General features: G+C 61.7%; 13 protein-coding genes and 1 riboswitch. Of the genes, 5 read left to right on the top strand and 8 right to left on the bottom strand.

Annotation, left to right across the window (positions count from 1 at the left end; genetic code table 11):
* The first annotated feature begins 5 nt into the window (after window positions 1-5).
* Window positions 6-1,217 (top strand): MFS transporter, encoded by a 1,212-nt coding sequence (locus LPB04_RS13560; RefSeq protein ID WP_193685094.1) that lies wholly within the window; start codon window positions 6-8, stop codon window positions 1,215-1,217.
* A 20-nt stretch (window positions 1,218-1,237) separates the two neighbouring features.
* Window positions 1,238-2,038, top strand: a complete 801-nt coding sequence (gene dkgB, locus LPB04_RS13555) for a 2,5-didehydrogluconate reductase DkgB (RefSeq protein ID WP_193685093.1) — start codon at window positions 1,238-1,240, stop codon at window positions 2,036-2,038.
* A 1-nt stretch (window position 2,039) separates the two neighbouring features.
* On the opposite strand, the gene LPB04_RS13550 is transcribed toward dkgB, so the two are convergent.
* The 5 genes from LPB04_RS13550 to LPB04_RS13530 all read right to left on the bottom strand — a co-directional run bounded on the left by LPB04_RS13550 (window position 2,040) and on the right by LPB04_RS13530 (window position 8,008).
* Window positions 2,040-2,744 carry a glutathione S-transferase gene (locus LPB04_RS13550; RefSeq protein ID WP_193685092.1) on the bottom strand — a complete coding sequence of 235 codons (705 nt, stop codon included), beginning with the start codon at window positions 2,742-2,744 and terminating at the stop codon, window positions 2,040-2,042.
* 347 nt (window positions 2,745-3,091) lie between these two features.
* Entirely contained in the window at window positions 3,092-3,673 is a 582-nt protein-coding gene (locus LPB04_RS13545; RefSeq protein WP_193685091.1) for a recombinase family protein, read from the bottom strand.
* Between the two features lie 455 nt (window positions 3,674-4,128).
* Window positions 4,129-4,713, bottom strand: coding sequence for a hypothetical protein (locus LPB04_RS13540; protein WP_193685090.1), 585 nt, complete (start codon window positions 4,711-4,713; stop codon window positions 4,129-4,131).
* Between the two features lie 603 nt (window positions 4,714-5,316).
* Window positions 5,317-5,724 (bottom strand): hypothetical protein, encoded by a 408-nt coding sequence (locus LPB04_RS13535; RefSeq protein ID WP_193685089.1) that lies wholly within the window; start codon window positions 5,722-5,724, stop codon window positions 5,317-5,319.
* 616 nt (window positions 5,725-6,340) lie between these two features.
* Entirely contained in the window at window positions 6,341-8,008 is a 1,668-nt protein-coding gene (locus tag LPB04_RS13530; RefSeq protein ID WP_193685088.1) for a recombinase family protein, read from the bottom strand.
* Window positions 8,009-8,326: 318 nt separating this feature from the next.
* Here LPB04_RS13530 and LPB04_RS13525 point away from each other — a divergent pair, with 318 nt between their 5' ends.
* Window positions 8,327-9,298 (top strand): DUF535 family protein, encoded by a 972-nt coding sequence (locus tag LPB04_RS13525; RefSeq protein ID WP_193685087.1) that lies wholly within the window; start codon window positions 8,327-8,329, stop codon window positions 9,296-9,298.
* 89 nt (window positions 9,299-9,387) lie between these two features.
* Window positions 9,388-9,485, top strand: a riboswitch (TPP riboswitch).
* 90 nt (window positions 9,486-9,575) lie between these two features.
* Entirely contained in the window at window positions 9,576-11,726 is a 2,151-nt protein-coding gene (locus LPB04_RS13520; RefSeq protein WP_193685086.1) for a TonB-dependent siderophore receptor, read from the top strand.
* Window positions 11,727-11,735: 9 nt separating this feature from the next.
* Here the strand turns inward: LPB04_RS13520 and LPB04_RS13515 are convergent, their stop codons facing one another.
* Together LPB04_RS13515 and pnuC are read right to left on the bottom strand one after the other, a co-directional pair.
* Window positions 11,736-12,272, bottom strand: a complete 537-nt coding sequence (locus LPB04_RS13515) for an AAA family ATPase (protein ID WP_193685085.1) — start codon at window positions 12,270-12,272, stop codon at window positions 11,736-11,738.
* Window positions 12,269-12,877 carry a nicotinamide riboside transporter PnuC gene (pnuC, locus tag LPB04_RS13510; protein ID WP_193685084.1) on the bottom strand — a complete coding sequence of 203 codons (609 nt, stop codon included), beginning with the start codon at window positions 12,875-12,877 and terminating at the stop codon, window positions 12,269-12,271. Before pnuC ends, LPB04_RS13515 begins: the two co-directional genes overlap by 4 nt.
* A 239-nt stretch (window positions 12,878-13,116) precedes the next feature.
* Here pnuC and LPB04_RS13505 point away from each other — a divergent pair, with 239 nt between their 5' ends.
* Window positions 13,117-15,075 carry an alpha/beta hydrolase family protein gene (locus tag LPB04_RS13505; RefSeq protein WP_193685083.1) on the top strand — a complete coding sequence of 653 codons (1,959 nt, stop codon included), beginning with the start codon at window positions 13,117-13,119 and terminating at the stop codon, window positions 15,073-15,075.
* 138 nt (window positions 15,076-15,213) lie between these two features.
* On the opposite strand, the gene LPB04_RS13500 is transcribed toward LPB04_RS13505, so the two are convergent.
* Window positions 15,214-17,361 (bottom strand): S46 family peptidase, encoded by a 2,148-nt coding sequence (locus tag LPB04_RS13500; protein WP_193685082.1) that lies wholly within the window; start codon window positions 17,359-17,361, stop codon window positions 15,214-15,216.
* Window positions 17,362-17,474 lie beyond the last annotated feature (113 nt).

Raw genomic sequence — 17,474 nt, 5'->3', positions numbered from 1 at the left:
AAATCATGCCACTCGCCCTGTGGGCGCTTACCCTGAGCGCCTTTGCCATCGGCACCACCGAATTCGTCATCGTCGGGCTGATTCCCGACGTGGCCGCCAGCCTCGGCGTGTCCGTCCCTTCCGCCGGCCTGCTGGTGAGCATGTATGCGCTCGGCGTTGCCGTCGGCGCGCCGCTGCTGACCGCCCTCACCGCCCGCGTCCCGCGCAAGAAGTTATTGATCGGCCTGATGCTGCTGTTCACCGCCGGCAACCTGGTCGCCTCGATCGCGCCCGGCTACGGCGCCCTGATGGCCGCGCGCGTGCTGACCGGCCTCGCACACGGCGTCTTCTTCTCGATCGGCTCGACCATCGCCACCAGTCTGGTGCCGAAGGAAAAGGCGGCCAGCGCGATCGCCCTGATGTTTACGGGCTTGACCGTTGCCCTGGTCACCGGCGTGCCGCTGGGAACCTGGATCGGGCAGCAATTCGGCTGGCAGTCGACCTTCCTGGCGGTCGCCGCGCTGGGCATCGTCGCGATGATCGGCAGCGCGTTGCTGGTTCCCGCCAACATCGCCGGTGCCAAGCCGGCCAGTCTCGGCAGCCAGTTCGCCGTCCTGAAACAGCCGCGCCTGCTGCTCGTGTATGCGATCACCACGCTCGGCTATGGCGGTACATTCATCGCCTTCACCTATCTCGCGCCGATCCTGCAGGACGTGGCCGGCTTTGCACCGGGCAGCGTCAGCCTGGTGATGCTGGTCTATGGCGTGTCGGTGGCGGTCGGAAATATCTGGGGCGGACGCCTGGCCGACCGGAAGGGCCCGGTGCGCGCATTGCAGATCGTGTTCGCGCTGCTGGCCGCCGTACTCGCCGTCCTGAGCTTTACCGCGCCGCATCCGGTGCTGGTCGTGGCCACCGTGCTGGCCTGGGGCGCGGTCGCCTTCGGCAACGTGCCGGCCCTGCAGCTGTATGTCGTGCAGCGCGCCGAGCGCGACGTGCCGCAGGCGGTGGACATGGCCTCGGGCCTGAACATCGCCGCCTTCAACCTCGGCATCGCGCTCGGCGCCTGGGGCGGCGGCATGGCGCTCAAGCACCTCGGCCTGATGGCGACGCCGCCGATCGGCGCCCTGGTCGTGGTCGGCGCGCTGGCACTGACCACGCTGGCGGGCCGGCTCGACCGGCGCGACTCGTCCGATGGCGGCCGCACGCAGGCCGCCGCCAAGGAAGCGGAACTCGTTTAATTTCTGAAAAAGGATCCATCATGCACATGCCCCTCATCGGCGCCGGCACCTTCCGCCTGCAAGGCCAGGCCGCCATCGACAGCGTCGCCAACGCCCTCGACCTCGGCTACCGCCACATCGACACCGCCCAGATCTACGGCAACGAGGCTGAAGTCGGCCAGGCCCTGGCGGAGAGCGGCGTGCCGCGCGGCGAGGTCTTCGTCACCACCAAGATCTGGACCGAACACCTGGCCGGCGACGCCCTGATCCCCAGCCTGAAGGAAAGCCTGCGCAAGCTGCGCCTCGAACGGCTCGACCTCACCCTGGTCCACTGGCCGTCCCCAAGCCGCGCGGTGCCGGTGGCCGAATCGATGGCGGCGCTGCTCGCAGCGCGGGACCTGGGCCTGACGCGCGCGATCGGCGTCTCGAACTTCACGATCCCGCTGGTGAAGGAAGCGATCGATGCAGTCGGGGCGGCGAACATCGCCACCAACCAGGTCGAACTTCATCCTTACCTGCAGAACCGCACGGTGGCCGCCTTCGCCCGCGAACACGGCATTCCCCTGACGGCCTACATGCCGCTCGCCTATGGCAAGGTACTCGCCGACCCGGTCATCGGCAGGATCGCGGCGCGCCGGAACGCGACAGCCGCCCAGGTCACGCTGGCCTGGCTGCTGGCGCGGGGCTACACGGTCATCCCATCCTCGACCCGGCGCGAGAATTTGGCGAGCAACCTGGCGGCGCGCGCACTGGTGCTGGGAACGGAGGACCTGGCCGCCATCGACGCACTCGATCGTGGCGAGCGTCTGGTCAGCCCGGACTTCGCGCCGGATTGGGATTGATTCAACTGTCGAGTTCCGGATAGCGCCGGAAAATCCCGTCGTCGTTGAACGGAATCCGGCGCGGCGAACGCAGATAAGCGGCGATGCGCGGACGCGCCGTAACGCGCCGCCGCAGCGCCTCCAGGTTCGGATGCTGCGCCAGCGCGCGGGCAGTCGCTTGCGGGAATGCGTAGGCCAGCCCTTCCAGCACCTGGAACAGCGAGAGGTCGGCATAGGTGAGCTCAGGACCGAGCAGGTAATCCTTCTCGCCGAGGACGCGGCTGAAATAGTCGAAGAATTTCGGGATGCGCGCCGACGTGAAATCCTGCGCGCGGCGCAGCGCTTCCTGCTTCTGGTCCTCGTAGTACAAACCGCTGCCGACCGGATGGTGCGTGTCGTGGGCCTCGGCGACCAGGTCGGCGATCGTCAGCTGCAACTGATGCGTCCACAGGCGCCCCGCCGGCTCCCGCGGCGCCAGGCCGTGGCGCTCGCCCAGATACAGCAGGATCGCCGCCGTCTGGCCGATCGTCATGCCTTCGGCACGCAGGAATGGCGGCGCGAAACTGGGCGTCGGGCCTTCCTTCAGCGCTGCCATCAGCGCGTCCGTGCCGCCCGGCCCGCGCGCCACGTCTTCGTAATCCTCTCCCGCTTCCTCGAGCGCCAGCCGGACGAATTCGCCCCGTCCCTGGATGCCGGGCCAATAGAACAGTTCGTACGATTGCACCATGATAAATTTCTCCTTCGGTGGGTGTACATACAGCATCAGGTTACATCACTACCGGAATTGACTTTGCCGATAAAAATACAAAACTCAAATTTTGAACTAGGGTCTGTGCAGGGAACTGGTACAGAATCCAGAAAAGTATTTCTGGGCGGCCGTGGGCCGGGAAGGGAAAATACTGCGGGGTCGAACGGGCGACTTGATAGGGCGGGGGCCGGTATAAGACAAAGTGTTGCCAGAAAAGTAAATATCTACCAGAGGCTCTAGGAGGGGCTAGGAGCGTTCAGGCTGGGTTGGTATCAACCCGTGCCCGTTCGTGCCATAGCGGGGCTGTGGTGTCTTCCTAGCGCCTATCAGGCTGCTGCCTTCTCTGCATTTACAATCGAAAGCACGGTGGCACGGCTTACCTTGTACTCGCGGGCCAGTGCGCTTACCGTCTCGCCCTTGGCATAGTCGGCTTTCATTTTCACCTGTTGTTCTGGCGTGGTCTTCGGAGTACGGCCCAGCGTCTTACCCTCGGCCTTTGCACGGGCAAGTCCGGCGTGGGTACGTTCTACTAGCAAGTCCCTTTCCATTTCAGCTACAGCGGCCAGCATCGTCATCATCAGCTTACCGGCTGGGCTGGTCAGGTCGAGCTTGCCCAGTTGCAGAACGATTACTTCGATCTTGCGCTCTTTCAGCATCTTGACCGTAGCGGCTACGTCCATGGCGTCACGTCCGATACGATCCAGCTTCGATACTACCAGCGTCTCACCGTCACGAATCTGGCCGAGCATCTTAGCGAACTGTGGGCGCTGCATGGCCGATACCTTACCGCTAACGCCTTCGTCGGCATACCAGTAATCGACCGCGTAACCTGCTGATTCAATTTCAAGGCGTTGATTCTCGGTGCTTTGGTCAGAACGGCTGACCCTTCCGTATGCAAAAATGCTCATGTACTTCCTTTCGTTAGGGGTGTTATCAATGGGTGTTAGAATATACTCGACTGTTGGGAATTGCAACCCCTAATTTTCCAACAGTGTATTCTGGGTAGTTTCAGGGATGGTGGAATTCGGTCGATTCCCGACAGGCTTGACCTAGTTGTATGTCGGTACAGGCAGTTGGAAAACTGTTATGATTCGGGGATGACCATCAACGCTTGCAAGCCTTCCTTATGACGAAGTACCGTGTTTCCTACACTCTTGCTGGCGTTGCAAGTAGGAAAGAAATTACTATCGACCTTGCTCCGGACGATGACTCTCCGCATGGCGTTGCTAAAGCAGTGATCCAGCATGAGTTCCCAAAAGTAGACGACCCGTTTCGTCTGAACCGCATGCTTACGGCGGAGCAAACATTGCGGTCGTTTGCGATTACGGATGTGACGACATCGCCCGTTTAATGGCGGCGGCGTTCATGCTGCTTCCTTCGCCGGGCGTACCTTCTCCGATCCGCGATTGGTGCTGCTAGTGTAAATCTGGCCTTCTACGTCCTGCTTGCTGCGCATTTTGAACAAATAACTGACCCAGACAAGCGCGTCGTCCAGCCTGGGGCTGGCCTTCTTCGGCACGAAGGCGTAGTTCTGCTGCTTGCCTTTGTAGTGGTGCACTTCCTTGCCGGGTGGGGCAATGGTGAATGCTATGCCACGCTCCGATAACCGCGATTCAAGGAACTCACCCTTTCGATACCGCATGATCTGGCAGGGGATTCTGTGATGGGCTTCGATCAGTAGGAAGTAGTGCGCGTGGAACCGCTTCTTCTCGTCTCGCTCGTAGCAGGCTTTCCACATCACGGGCATATCGTTTGCACGAAGCTCCCGGCACAGTAGGTCAATGGCCCATTTGTAATCTTCTCTGCTCTCCGATCCTGTCAGTACAAGGTGGTACAGCCTTGCGTTGGTGTAGGGGTGAGTCAGAAGCATCTGCTTCGCCTTCCTGTAATTCACCTGACTGTGCAAGCCTTCGTTTGCGTCTGTAATGTACGTTCCGTCCTTCTTCATGCTTGGTCTTCCTCTCTCTTATTTGTAATGTGCTGGGTGTAGGGTTGGCTACTTAGTTGAACTACCCTGTCTTACAACTTAATAGTTACTAACTAGGTAGATACAACTTAATCCTTATCTTTAATCAAATTTCCTTTTCGGCAATAAATAGGGTAATTTGCCCTATGAAGCACCGATTCAGCCCACTTTTGCTTGACTTGGGCCGGAAAAGGTGCGTATCATAGGGGATTCGCGTATTGCCCCGCTGAATTTTTAATCCGTAACTCGTCGAATGCGAGGGGCGGGACTTTACCATGTTGCCGGGAAAAGTACCCGGTACGCTGCCGGGAATGGCTAGACTCGTTTAAACGCTCTATAAGGCTCTGCAAGGGTCTTGGTAGGCTTGCCCCTTACCGAACCGTTTAAACGGCTCCTAGGTGCCTTAAATCGCGTTTAAAGTGATTTCTACGGCTGGGATAGGGCTGTTCCGTTGAATGGCACGAAGATATGCCGCGATCATCGCCGTTGTACGTGCTTCTTTTGGTTGTACCGTCACTGCTGGCCGTGGGCGCTTAATGACAATGCGCCTTGCTCGGGCATTCACTAGACGAGTATTGCAGCCCATCATGCGGCCCCTGCTGCTGCTTTGAGCGCAGCAAGCTCGGCTTCCGCTGCTTTCACTTTCGCTTGGATCGCTGCCTGTGCTGCTGCACGGTCACGGGCCGCTACTAGTTCGGCGGCTGCTCGTTCAATGTCGCGTTGGCGCTGCACCTCTTGCACCTGCATGGCCTCAGCCGTTGCTACCTTTGCCGCTTCAATGAAGCGTTCGGTAGGGCTACCCAACTTGAGCGTAAAGCTCATCATGCCCGTTGCACCGAAGAATTCTACGGGCAGGTTCGTATCGAATACGTACCCGGCTCGGATATGGGCGTTGGCCTGTTCCAGCGCGTTGGCAACTGGGCCGATGACATACAGGCTTTGGGGCTGCTGCTCGGCTACGGTCGTGGTAACTGCTTGTGATTGTTTGCTCATTGTTTGAGTTCCTTTTCGTTTATTTGGTCTGGTGCTTACGCATCAGGTTCATTACTGCTTGACGCGTCCAAGATAGGCCCATTGGAGTCGTCCAGCCTAGTTGGTTCATCTTTCTTGCAATCTCGCGCATGGTAGTAGTCGAGCGGAGGGATGCGACGTATGCCCGGCACTGCACGTAGTAGTCCGGGGTTCGTAGTGGCTTGCCAAATTCAGGGCGAGCGAATTGCGTTGTCATTCTGTTACTTCCTTTCGTATGGACGAACGGATAGCGGGATTGCTACCAGTTCAGATTTTCAGGGGATTAAGGGGTCGTGGCACGCAGGTACGATCACGGTGCGCAAGACTTAGTTACCCTGTGAGTATACACCCAAAGTAGCTTGCTGTCAATAGCTGCTAGCACACTTTAAGGTATAATGGGTAAACTAATTTGTAACGTATTGTAACGAACCGGCTATTACATACACTCGTGACGGTATATCCCTATGCGTACCGTCGCCGGAGCCTGTATTCGTGCAAATTCCCTAGCGTTTTCGATAATCGAACGCGAGCCGATTCTAAGTAAATCCGGCTATCTGGAAAGGGGCGGTAGCTTGCCGTGGGCTGGTGCTGGTTGCTGCTAGTACCATTCCCGGCTGTCGTACCCTTCGTTCTCGTACTGCTCGCCTTCCGCGTCTCCGTCGAAAGCGTCTTCATCAAAGTTAATTAGGGGTGTGAACGTACCTTCCTGCCGCATGATGATTGCCCTTTGCTTATTATTGGCAGGGTAGAACACCGGCTTTTCCTTATCTGCCCGCTTGACCAGATCGAACAATGGTTCCTCGTCCTGATAGACGTGGTAGCGGTGGGGCTTCTCGGTTGCTACCCGGATGGTGATGTGTAGTTCTTTAAGCAGTGCATTCGCCCGGTTGCGGCCTTCGTACGAGACTAGATCGAGCGAGGCGAAGAACGATTCCTTGTCGGTTATCGCATTACTCGCCAGCGCCAGCGAGATTTCGTCTACTTGCTTCGTCAGGTCGGTGATCGCCGTTTCACGCCGTACCACTTCGCCTAGGATCGTGCTGGATGTGTTCGTTTGCAGGACTTCGACAAGCTGCTTCAAGTGCTGGCGATGCTCGTCTATCCGGCCTCTTAGCTCGGACTGCTGGCGTACAAGCTCGGCACTGGCGTCATGGACGAGTGATTTTGCAGATTCGATCTTGGCTAACACTTCCCGGAATACCGCTTCCGCCGCATCAAGTCGTATGTACCCGGCCTTGCATACTCGCTTCTTCGCGGAGGAACAGCGAAGGTAGGTGTGATTCTTCGGCGGTGCACCCTTGCTCACTGAATGAAGCGTCGAACCGCATAAGCGGCACTGCCCTATTCCCTGAAAAAGATTGAAGTTCTTCGACTGCTTGGACGTACCTGTTCTGTTCCTGCTCTCGCGTACACGCTGGGCACGGTAGAAAGTTTCCTCGTCAATGGCTGGCGGGTAGTACCGGGGGATGGGGTTCCCGGCGTTCTCTCGCACTTTACCTTTCCTAGTGCGAGGCTGGTACTCGCCAATTACAGAACGGTTATTAAGCACCCTGTCCAAGCTGCTCGGCCCCCATATGCCTCCACGGGAAGTGCGTACCCCTTCATCGTTCAGAATGTGTGAAATCGCTATCAGGCCGTGACCGTCGATGTACAACTGAAACATTCTCTCGATTATCGGCGTCCATTTCTCTTTCAGCGTATAGCCCTTATCTGGGGAGTAGCTCAGCCACATAGGCGCGTTGTCGCCGATGGGAGTACGGGCCTCGCTGGCTGCTGCTAATTTCTTATTTCGCCATGCCTTGCCGATAAGGTCGGACTTACGCTCGCTCTCGCCATGCCCGCGTGCCATTGCAAACAGGATCGGCATAAGCGGTGTCCAGTCTTCTTTCAGCCGCTCCAAGCTGTACTCCTGTTTGTCACGGAGCGTCACAATGGTGATACCAGCACCGATGATCCGTTGGAAGACCGCTAGTGCATCCATCACAGGCAGGCGCGATAGACGGTCGATGTCTTCGATTAGAAGGAAGGAGCCGGGGGCAATGTCGCCCGCTTCAATCGCCTTGATGAAGGCTCCAAGTGCACCGTCGCTGATGTTCCTACCAGACCAGCCCGATACGCCAGCGTCACGCATGTTGCGCGTGGTATCGAGGACTAGTCCCTTAGCCTTGGCGTATTCCTCGGCGATGTCGGTCTGTCGTTCTTCGGTGTGGCCTTTGCCTTGCGGAGCCGAAGACCAGCGTATGTAACTGAAAGCGGTAGGGTTCATGGTGCACTATTCTAAACCAATAGAACAGTTCGTATGCCATCGCGTCCTCCTCTGCCTGGGAAAGGCAGTATGGAGCAGAATTTGGCGAGGCAGCGCGCGCGCCGTGCTAATCTTGCAATTGGGAATGTAGATTTTCGACAAGAAAAGCAGACTTGGGAACAGGACACGATGCTGACGATGCGTACGCAAGACGGGGAAGAGCCTGTCCAAAATATTGCTACAGAGAATTTGTTTCCATTGAGCAATCTCACCGCTGGACCCGGCAGGCTGGGACACCATGAAGCTGTCCGCAACCCGCCGTCTACCACGGAGCGTTCCATGATCTTCGCTCACCTGACTCGTTATTGGCTGGCCCGCCGCAGCGCGCTGTCCTTCTCGTCCTGGCTGCTGACGGTACTGCGCAGCGCCCGCGTTCTGCGCTACTACCGGGCCCACGCCGCGCTGTGCCGGCTCGACGTCTACCGCAACCACGTGATGCGCGCGCCGAACGACGACCCCTTTCACCACCTGAGCCACCGCGGCTACCTGCTGCGGGGTCTGAGCGCACGCCAGCGCGTGCAATGCGTGCTGTCGCACTACCGCTTCGAAGAGGCGACCTTCGACGCGGCCTACAAGGCGGCCGTGTATGCCGAGGGCGGCCTGACCCTGTGGCAGCACGGCGTCGGCGAACACGCCTTCCTGATCCGGCTCGAGATGGCCTCGCGCATGAATGCCGAGGGCGACCTGACGATCGCGCTGATCGCCGACGGCAAGGTGCTGCACCGCCTGTCCTTTTCGTGGATCGACGCTGCGATCGCCGGCGTGCCGGCAGCGGCCGGGCCTTCGCTCGTACCTTTCATCGCGCGCAACCAGGGCCGCTGGACCGACTCGGGCGAGGCCTTCGACGCCTTCGAGACCGGCTTCCCGAACAATTCGCCGAGCTTCTTCTGCTTCGCGGCGATGCAGGGCCTGGCGCAGGCGGTCGGCCTGGAGCAGGTCCTGGCCGTGAAGGCCACCTCGCATATCGCCTGGGATCCGGAGGAGGTCAAGCAGTTCGTGAATGCCTATGACGGCTTCTGGAAGATCCTGGGCGGCGTCGAACTGCCCGGCAGGGCCTGGCTGGTCGCCCTGCCCTTCTACCTGAAACCGCTGGCCGACATGCCCTCGAAGCACCGCAAGCGTGCCGCCCAGCGCCGCGAATACTGGCGCGCCATCGGCGAGAGCACGCGCGCGACGCTGCAGCGCCACCTGCTGCATGCGCGCTCGCATCACGAGCATGCGGCGCCGTTGCGGGAGACGGTGGGGGTGTAGGCAAGCCACAAACCCTGGGGCGGACCCGCCCGGCCACCGAACTGGCCATTGGCAGAACCACCACGCTTTTCGCCACCCGTGTTACACTGCTGCCTCGCTAGGGGTCCTGGAACGTTGTTCCGGGTGAGAGATACCCTTCGTACCTGATCTGGATAATGCCAGCGAAGGAAAGCGCGCCAAGCAGTTCACACCTTGTTTGCCCTTCCCCCACGTTGGCTCCGGCTTTTCCAAAAAAGCAGTGCGCCCTCCAATGTGGCGCGCGAAAGCGAGCAAACCAATGAAACCCGTCTTCAAGCATTCCCTCCTCGCCTGTGCCCTCGCGCAGGTATTCGCCGTCCAGGCGCAAACCGCGGAACCGGCGCCGGTCGCCTCGGTGCTGGTCACCGGCAGCAAACCCGCCGCCGACCGCGCCGCCATCGGCAGCTTCGCCGACCTGCCGCTGATGGACGTCCCGGCCTCGGTGGTCGCCATCGACCGCAGCCAGATGCAGGCCCTGTCGATCCGCTCCGCCAGCGAAGCCGTGCAATACGACGCCTCGGTCGGCGACGCCTACAACGCGGTCGGCTATGCCGAGCAGTTCTCGGTGCGCGGCTTCAAGCTGAACACCAATTCGGGCTACCGCAAGGACGGCATCGCCATCCCCGGCGACACCCAGATCCCGCTCGAGAACAAGGAGCGTGTCGAGCTGCTCAAGGGCGTGGCCGGCCTGCAGGCTGGCCTGGCCGCGCCGGGCGGCGTGATCAACTTCGTGACCAAGCGCCCGACCGACACGCCGCTGCGTTCGGTCACGGTGGAAGCGCGCGAGCGCGGCACCCTCCACGCAGAAGCGGACATCGGCGGGCGTTTCGACGACAAGCGCTTCGGCTACCGCATCAATGCCGCCGCCGACCGCCTGCGCTCCTACGTGCGCGGCGCCGACGGCGAGCGCCAGTTCGCCTCCGGCGCTTTCGACTGGCAGATCACGCCGGACGCCCTGCTGCAGCTGGACATGGACTTCCAGCACAAGGAGCAAATCACCGCGCCCGGCTACCAGCTGACCCGCGGCACCGACCTGCCGGCGAACGTGTCGCCGAAGCTGCTCCTCAATGCCCAGCCCTGGACCAGGCCGGTCGACACCGACAGCGCCAACTTCGGCCTGCGCTTCGCCTACCGCCTGAACGCCGACTGGAACGCCACGGTCAGCGCCAACAAGCACTGGTTCAAACGCGATGACTTCACCGCTTTCCCCTACGGCTGCAGCAACGAGGGCGATGGCTACTATCCGGGCTACTGCGCCAACGGCGACTACGACGTCTACGATTACCGGAGCGTGGGCGAGCGCAAGACGCCGTTCGGCGTGCAGGCCCAGTTGCAGGGACACCTGAATACGGGCGCCCTGCGGCACCTGCTGACGATCGGCACCAGCTACGCCGAGCGCCACAACAGCGGGCGCGACTATTTCTACAACGAGCTCAATCACCCGTATTTCTACGAGTACGCCGGCTACAGCAACATTCACCAGCCGCTGGTCACCGATCCGGCGCCTGGCGATCCGATCCTCAGCCCGCGCTACGAGCGCTTCCGCGACCGCGAACGCGCCGTCTATGCGCAGGATATCGTCACCCTGTCGCCGGAACTCAGCGTGCATGCCGGCCTGCGCTACGTGAAGATCGACAGCGCCCAGCGCTTGCAGGCGGACCTGCCATGGGCGAACGACAAGGCGTCGTTCGCGCTGCCGAACGTCTCGCTGGTGTACAGCCCGGCCAGGAACTGGAATGTCTACGGCACCCTCGCCCACGGCCTGGAATCGGGCGGCGTGGCGCCGATGGAAACGACGAACGCGAACCAGGACCTTGGACCAAACCGTTCGAAGCAGCTCGAGTTCGGCGTGAAGGGCATCGCGGGCGAAGGCGTGTCGGTCAGCGCCGCCGTCTTCCAGATCACCTCCGGACTGGAATATACCGATGCGACCAACACCTTCGTGCGTAACGGCCAGCGCAATCACCGCGGCCTGGAGCTGTCGGCCCAGCGCGCCTCGAACGGCCTGGCCTACGGCGCCTCGCTGCTGGCCCTGCGCGCACGCCAGGAAGACACGGGCGACGCCACCCTCGACGGCAAGCGCGTGACCAACGTGCCCGACCTGAAGACGACCGTCTGGGCCGAGTATGCGCTGGCAAGCGTCCCCGGACTGAAAGTGAACGGCCAGTGGCAATACGCAGGCAAGAAGACCTTCGATCCGGCCAACACGATCGATGTGCCGGGCTATCACGTGTTCGGCCTCGGCGCGGCCTATGGCATGAAGATGGGCACGACGAACGTCACCCTGCGCGCGCGCGTCGACAACCTGTTCGACAAGTTCTACTGGCGCGACGTCACCCAGGACCTGGGAGGCTACCTGTTCCCGGGCGCACCGCGGACCTTCCGCCTGTCGGCGCAGGTCGATTTCTGAAGCCGGCTTTTAAAGTGCATCCAGCGGCGCCAGCACCCTGAGCGCCGCCTCGACCTGCCGCAGCCTGTGCGGCAGGTCGCCTTCCACCAGCACGAAGCGGATGCCGCGTTCGTCCAGTTCCCGCTCCACCATCCCGAAGACGCGCTCGCGCACCTCTTCCGAGTCGCGCATCAGGCCGTCCGCTATCCAGGGCGTGTCGGGCGCCGTCACCAGCGTCAGCGCGTAGTCGTGCGTGGCCGCCAGGCGTTCGAGCCCGGCGTCGACCCTGCCCCAGTAGGCGCGGCTGTAGAGCGCCGTCATGAGCGGCGTCGTGTCGCAGAACAGGAAGCGGTTCGCGCGCGCCGCGGCTTCGTCCTCGCGTGCGCGCTGGGTGCGGGCGATCCCGTACTGGTCCGTTTCGAAGGGCACGCGCCCGTGGGTGTCGACGAATTCGCGCAGGTATTCGGGCACCCAGAGCGTGCCGTAACGCTGCGCCAGCGCCTGGCACAAGGTCGACTTGCCGGACGACTCGGCGCCCAGCACGGCGATGCGGCGCACGCCGCTCATGGCTGCACCTGCCGGGCTTTCGCCAGATTGCCCCAGGCGACCAGGCCGCGCGCCGCCAGCACCACGAAGACCGCGTACAGCACCGCCGTCACATGCAGGTCCTTGTAGACATACAGGCCGACATACAGCACGTCGACGGCCAGCCACACATTCCAGTTCTCGACTTTTTTACGCGCCAGAAGCACCGTGCCGGCCAGGCTGCCGGCGGTGAGGAAGCCGTCCATGTGGGGGACATCGGTGTTCGTGTACGCCTTCAGGAACCAGGACAGCACGATGAAGCCCACGGCCCAGCCAGCCAGGGTCCAGGCCCAGCCGGCGCGGTTCAGACGCGTGACCACCAGCCGCGCGTCGCCCTCGCCGGCACCGCGCAGCCACTGCCACCAGCCCCAGACCGAGGTCGCGATGAAGACCAGCTGCAGGCCGCTGTCGCCATACAGGCGCGCGTCGAAGAACACGACCGCATACGTGGCGGAAGAAGCGATCGAGAACAGCCAGGCCCAGTGATTCTGGCGGATGTTGAGCAGGACGGTGACGACTGCGAGGACGAAGGAAATCAGTTCGAGCGGGGTGGTGGCGAAGCCGAACAGGGCGAAGGTATCGTTCATGCGTGGGACGCGCCGGCCCGGGCTGCGTCAGGTCGCGCGGGGCATGGCGGCAGGAGGAAAAAGGCGGAGCTCATCGGGCTGGCGAGTATGCACGCACAATCGCGAATATGCAATGGAAGGAGCATGTAGCCCCGGTACTACGTGTTGTCAAAAAGAATTTTGTATATTGAAATATATTGATATACTGAAACACTTGTATGGTTTTTATTTTATCCAGGTCCACACATCAGGAGACGTTCATGCGTATGCATCTAGCGGCCATCTGCGCAGCCGTGCTGTCGGTCGTACCGGTCCTCGCCGACGCGACTGTTCCCCTCGCGGACTTCGTCCACGAAGACCAGTTTTCGCAGCCGCGCCTGTCGCCGGATGGCAAGCATGTGGCGATTACGGTGCGCCTGCCCAGCGGCGACCGTTTCATTCCGGTCCTCATGATGTATACCGTCCCGGAAATGAAAATGACCGGGGCGATCCGCATGAAGGCTTTCGAGGTGCCGGCGAACTATTTCTGGGTCAGCCCGACCCGGCTCGTCGTTGCCAAGGCGCGCGAATTCGGGTCGCGCGAGGCGCCGCAGATGACCGGTGAGGTAGTCGCGGTGGAACTCGACGGCAGCAAGCAGGCATACCTGTTCGGATACGACATGTTCATGTATTCCAAACAGGGGGAACGCTACGGTGACGACCATGCCTACGGTAGTATCGAGGGCATGTCGAACAAACGGGATGGGCATGTCTTCGTCGGCAGCTACGCCTGGCGCGGAAAGAACAGCCTGTTGTACGACATCGACTCCAACAAGTCCACGCGCAAGCTGGTGGCCGACCTGCCGGTGCAGGATCTCAGCTTCGTCTTGCAGCACAACGGCACGCCGCGCTTCGCCACCGGCGTCGACGACCAGTCCCGTGCCGTCGAATTCCGTTTCGACGATGCCAGCGGCCGCTGGAACAAGATCGAGAAGCGCGATTTCCGGCGTTACCACCCATTCCAGTTCAGCGCCGACGATCGCGAGTTCATTGCGAGCTACTCGGTCCACGGCGAGCCTGACCAGCTGGTGCGGGAAGACCTGGCGACCGGCAAGCGCAGTATCCTGTTCCAGGACGCTGTCGGCAGCGTTGGCGGCACGCTGTATACGAGCGATTCGCTGCCCTTCGCTGCCTACTCTGCCGTCGGCATCCCCAGCCTGCGCTACTTCGACGAGAACGGCGCTGACGCGCGGCTGCACAAGGAGCTCAGCGCCCAATTCCCTGGCGAGTACCTGAACTTCATCGACTACAGCGACGACGGCAAGCTCCTGCTGTTCAGCGTAAAAAGCGACCGCGACCCGGGGAGCTATTATCTGTTCAACCGTGAGACGATGAAGGCCGACATGCTGTTTTCCGCGATGGAGAAAATCGACCCGGAACAGATGGCCGAACGACGCCCGATCAGCTTCCGGGCACGCGACGGACTCGAACTGCACGGCTTCCTCACCATACCGCGCGGCACCGGCGCAGCCAAGCCACCGATGGTCGTCCTGCCGCACGGCGGTCCGCACGGTCCCTACGACAACTGGTTCTTCGACGAAGACGCGCAATTCCTTGCCAGCCGCGGCTATGCCGTCCTGCAGGTCAACTTCCGCGGCTCGGGCGGGCGCGGGCTGAACTTCCTGGAAGCGGGTTATCGCCAGTGGGGCACAAAGATCATCGACGACCTCGTCGACGGAACGCGCTGGGCCATCGCCCAGGGAATGGCAGATGGCGAACGCGTATGCGCCTACGGCGCAAGCTTCGGCGGCTACGCTTCGATGATGCTCGCGGCGCGCGAGCCATCGCTCTACAAGTGCGCGGTCGGCTACGTAGGCGTGTATGACCTCAAGCTGCTGGCCAAGCCGCAGAACAATCGATACGACACAGTCAAGACGAGCGCCTTCCGCAAATACATCGGCGACGACAAGGAGGAGCTCGACCGCAATTCACCAGTGACGCTGGCAGCCAGCATCAAGGCGCCAGTCTTCCTCGTCCACGGCGGGCAGGACAAGCGTGCCGTCGTGGACCATGCCCATGCCTTGCGCGCTGCATTGACCGCCGCCGGCCGCCCACCGGAATGGTTCCTTGCTCCGAACGAAGCTCACGGCTTCTACGACACGGCCAACCGCACCGCCTTCTACGAAAAGCTCGAGGCCTTCCTCGGCAAGCATATCGGTCCGGGAGCGGCGCCGAAGTAAGCTTGCGCATCGCGCAGCCGATGGCAGAAACCGCGGCCCTGGCGCCGCGGTTTTTTTGGCGTCGGCGGCCGTCGCCCTGGCATAAAAAAACCGCGCCCTGGATCTCCGGGGCGCGGTTTTAACGGTCCATCTGCCCGCTTACTTCTTCGGGTATTTGATCGTCATTTCCTTCAGCAGGTTGTCGGCATGGTCGACTTCCTTCATCACCCACAGCATGTAGCGGATATCGACGTGGATCGCGCGCGTGATCGCGGTGTCGAAGTACCAGTCCTTGGTGATCGACTCGTAGGTCGAGTCGAAGTTCAGGCCGACCAGCTCACCGCGCTTGTTCATCACGGCCGAACCGGAATTGCCGCCGGTCGTGTCCGCGCTCGACAGGAAGTTCACCGGCACCGTGTTCAGCACCGGATCCTTGAACACGCCATAGCGCTTCGCTTTCACCGCTTCGGTCAGCGCGGCCGGAACCAGGAACGGGTCCTTGTCGGTCGCCTTCTCGACGATGCCCTCGACCGTCGTGAACGGTCCCTTGACCAGGCCGTCGCGCGGCGTGTACGGCGCCACGGTGCCGAAGGTCACGCGCAGCGTCGAATTCGCGTCCGGATAGACCGGCTTGCCCTGCGACTTCTTGTACGCGATGACGGCCGCCATGTACTGCGGGATGGTGCGATCGAGGTTGCCGTCGACTTCCTTGCGGCGTTCGTCCAGATTGGTCGCGACCTCGTTCAGGCGCACCGCGAGCACGATGAACGGATCCTTCGATGCGCGGAAGGCGTCGACGTCCTTGCCGATCCAGGCCAGGCGTTTATTGGTGTCGGCCAGTTCGGTCGACTGGTACAGGGAACCCAGGCTATTCGCGGCCGGCAGCAGCGCGTCCAGCCCTTGCGGGCGCAGCTTCGGATCGATCTTCGCATAGCGGTTCAGGGCAGCGGCATAGCGCGCCTGGTCGACGCCCGGCACGAAGGACTGCTCCAGGCGCGTCAGGCGGGCCTTGATGAAGGAGAGGTCGCGTTCCTGGTAGCCGGCTTCGCGCTCGGCGTCCGGCTTCTGGCGTTCCTGGGCAAGGCGGTACAGGGTGCGCGCGCTTTTCAGCAGGTCGCTATGCGAGGCTTCCGCATAGGCGGCCTCTTCGCGCGAGAGCGCCATGTCGGCGGCGATCACGGCGTCGAGGTCGGCCAGCAGTTGCGGACCGCTTCCATTCTTTGCATACCAGGCACGGAACTCGGCGTCCTGCACGTCCTTGATGGCCGCGACGTCCTTGCGCGCGAAACCGTCCATCAGGCCCTGCGTCTTTTTCAGCACGTTGTTCAGGCTTTTCGCGACGCTGGCGTAGCGCACGTCCCAGGCAGGATTGCCCTTGGTGGCCTCGGCGATCACGGCCAGGTCGGCGGTAATGGTGGCCGCTTTGGCCGGGAAGTCGGTGTCGCGCGCGAAGCGGATCTCGGACGGCAGCTTGTAGCGGCTGGTGCGGCCCGGGTAGCCGGCCAGCAGGATCGGATCGCCGTTCTTCAGGCCTTCGGCGGAGACGACCAGATAATCCTTCGACTTGTACGGGACGTTGTTCGGCGACGGATCGGCCGGGCGGCCGTCCGGGCCGACATAGGCGCGCAGGAAGGAATAGTCGCCGGTCTGGCGCGGCCATTCATAATTGTCGATGTCGCCGCCGAAGTTGCCGATCTTGTCCGACGGTGCGTACACCAGGCGCACGTCGCGGATCATCAGCTGCTTGATGCGGTAGTACTCGAGGCCGCGGTGGAAGGCCGGCACCGAGCAGCGGTAGGCCTTGTCGCTCTCGCACTCGGCGATCAGGGCTTTCACACGCGAGGAAATCGCCTCGTTGCGCTGGCGGCCGGTCAGGTTCGCGCCCAGGTCCTTCAGCACGCGATCGGTCACGTTCTCGACCTTCTCGGTAACGTAGACCAGGGTGTTCGGACCGCCCGGCAGTTCCTCGGCGCGGGTTTTCGCCAGGAAGCCGTCGACGATGTAGTTCTTTTCCGGGGTCGAATTGCGCTGGATCGCACCATAGCCGCAGTGGTGGTTGGTGACCACCAGGCCGTCGGGCGAGACGAAGGAGGCCGAGCAGCCGCCCAGCGACACGATCGCGCTCATCGGATGCTTCGACAGGTCGGCCAGTTTCTCGGCCGGCATCGTGATGCCGATGCGTTTCAGTTCGGATTTCAGCTGCGGCAGCTGGTGCGGCTGCCACTGGCCTTCGTCGGCCATGGCGTGGCCCGCAACGCCCAGCAGAAGGACAGGGAAAGTCGCGGGAAGAACGATCGATTTGAACAAGTTGTACCCCGGATGAGAAAAATTCAAGCGGGGAGTATAGCCCGGTTGAGAAGAGCGGGAAAACGATTTTTTGGCGTCAGACCATGCGTTCTGCGCGCGCCGCAGCACGGGGC

The sequence above is a fragment of the Massilia litorea genome, assembly GCF_015101885.1.
Classification (GTDB): Bacteria; Pseudomonadota; Gammaproteobacteria; order Burkholderiales; family Burkholderiaceae_D; genus Telluria; species Telluria litorea.
This window is presented reverse-complemented; position numbering and strand designations above follow the sequence as displayed.

Excerpts from the sequence above, each read along its gene's own strand:
- LPB04_RS13550 (WP_193685092.1), bottom strand. The coding sequence starts at position 2,744 with ATGGTGCAATCGTACGAACTGTTCTATTGGCCCGGCATCCAGGGACGG.
- LPB04_RS13540 (WP_193685090.1), bottom strand. The coding sequence starts at position 4,713 with ATGAAGAAGGACGGAACGTACATTACAGACGCAAACGAAGGCTTGCAC.
- LPB04_RS13545 (WP_193685091.1), bottom strand. The coding sequence starts at position 3,673 with ATGAGCATTTTTGCATACGGAAGGGTCAGCCGTTCTGACCAAAGCACC.
- LPB04_RS13535 (WP_193685089.1), bottom strand. The coding sequence starts at position 5,724 with ATGAGCAAACAATCACAAGCAGTTACCACGACCGTAGCCGAGCAGCAG.
- dkgB (WP_193685093.1), top strand. The coding sequence starts at position 1,238 with ATGCACATGCCCCTCATCGGCGCCGGCACCTTCCGCCTGCAAGGCCAG.
- LPB04_RS13505 (WP_193685083.1), top strand. The coding sequence starts at position 13,117 with ATGCGTATGCATCTAGCGGCCATCTGCGCAGCCGTGCTGTCGGTCGTA.
- pnuC (WP_193685084.1), bottom strand. The coding sequence starts at position 12,877 with ATGAACGATACCTTCGCCCTGTTCGGCTTCGCCACCACCCCGCTCGAA.
- LPB04_RS13525 (WP_193685087.1), top strand. The coding sequence starts at position 8,327 with ATGATCTTCGCTCACCTGACTCGTTATTGGCTGGCCCGCCGCAGCGCG.
- LPB04_RS13520 (WP_193685086.1), top strand. The coding sequence starts at position 9,576 with ATGAAACCCGTCTTCAAGCATTCCCTCCTCGCCTGTGCCCTCGCGCAG.
- LPB04_RS13530 (WP_193685088.1), bottom strand. The coding sequence starts at position 8,008 with ATGAACCCTACCGCTTTCAGTTACATACGCTGGTCTTCGGCTCCGCAA.
- LPB04_RS13515 (WP_193685085.1), bottom strand. The coding sequence starts at position 12,272 with ATGAGCGGCGTGCGCCGCATCGCCGTGCTGGGCGCCGAGTCGTCCGGC.
- LPB04_RS13560 (WP_193685094.1), top strand. The coding sequence starts at position 6 with ATGCCACTCGCCCTGTGGGCGCTTACCCTGAGCGCCTTTGCCATCGGC.